Origin of the sequence: Chitinimonas sp. BJB300 (genome assembly GCF_002735695.1) — a bacterium.
GTDB lineage: Bacteria > Pseudomonadota > Gammaproteobacteria > Burkholderiales > Chitinimonadaceae > Chitinimonas.
Genome location: NZ_PDZH01000300.1, coordinates 1 through 1465, shown reverse-complemented (window position 1 = coordinate 1465; position 1465 = coordinate 1). Strand labels below are relative to the sequence as shown.

The 1465-nt window shown below is 47.7% G+C and carries 1 protein-coding gene; it reads left to right on the top strand.

What is annotated here, in order from left to right; all coding sequences use genetic code 11:
• The first annotated feature begins 621 nt into the window (after positions 1–621).
• A complete protein-coding gene (locus CSQ89_RS21485; RefSeq protein WP_099407984.1) occupies positions 622–1140 on the top strand; it encodes a hypothetical protein in 519 nt (172 codons plus the stop codon).
• The last annotated feature ends 325 nt before the right edge of the window (positions 1141–1465 follow it).

Sequence of the window (1465 nt, the reverse complement as noted above, 5' to 3'; positions counted from 1 at the left end):
TCTAGAGAAAATTGTTCTTTATTGCTGCGATTGAGCCTGTGCGGATGCGCTGGAACCCGCATGGTGTCTGGGTTTGGTGGGAGTCGGTACGACCGTTTGTGTCAGAGCCGAATATCTATGCCTATGTTCATGGAAACCCACTTAAATACACCGATCCCAAAGGTTTGTTTGCGTGGATGGCCGTACCCTATGTTTGTGGAGGTGGTGCCTGTGAAGCAATATTAGCTACAGGTTGCGCTGCAACCCCAGGTTGTCAGCAAGCGGTTAAAGCCACCGTAAAAGCTTGTGTCGACGCTGCGGATAAGATTGGGGACTGGATTTTTAACCAAGGTACAGCAGTCCCACCTCTACCAACGGACTTAGTTGGTGATCAAAGTGACCCACGAGCAGGCCCAAATAAAGGTGGTAAGAGGCACACCAGTGGGCCACTCCGACCAGAACATGGCGGAACGGGTGATTACGATAAAGATTTGGACGCCCTAACTGGTGGAACTCGGCCTTGGCAGCCAGGAGACAAAGCTCCCCCAGGTAGCCAAGTTGGACCTAATGGTGTTTTTGGCCGCCCGGTAAATTCATCCGGAGGTAAGAGTATCGACATTCCTCCCAATGGAACAAAGCCACATGAAACCCTTCATTACTAATTCCAAAGAAAATGGCCGCCCTGTACTTCGTCTTCAATGTGAAGGAGCGAAGTCGGAGAACCTAAAGCAACTATTAGAAGGGTTGAGCATTACTGCATACGCCTTACCAGAGGGACATTCGCTAGCAAGCGCATGGCAGCTGCGATTTATTTTTAACAACCAACTCATTCTTGAATTCTCTTCAGTGTGCACTGAGGTTGTTGGCTGGCAAGAAGTCGGAAGTCTCAATGTAAAGGTCATTGACGATACTGATCAGTTCAGCAACATTTTTAGCATTACTGAAATAAAGGAGTTCTTGGTTACCTCAGTGGAATATTTAGTTTACGAGGATTCAGACGCTTACTCGGAGTGCGGGCTCGTACTTCGTTCCTCATTGGGGGAAGAGGTAATTATTGCTGCGGGTGTTTCTCCAGGTTCAGTGTCAGTACAAGCCCCTTTCTCAACGCTGGATTTCGAGCCTGAGTTTCCAACTTCAGATTACCAACGAAAAAGTATGTAGTTTGGCTTCAAAGCCTCGAATGCTTAGTAATTCTTGAACCATAAAGCCGGTGCTGGAGTAATCCTCACCGGCTTTGTTCTATTTACGATCAAGCAAACAAATAGCATCAAAACTAAAAGCCGTCGTCGCGATACAGACAGTGGCTCACAAAGTGCCAACGGTTTGCTTAAAACTCGCCGATTGCACGGCAAAGCCGCGCTTGTCAAACAGCGCCCAATAGTTACCAGGTAACAGCGTCCAATTCTTTCCATTTACTCAGTACGTCTTCGACCCTTTCTTGCGGTGTTTGAATCGGTAGGAATCATTACCCGTTTCCAGAATGTCG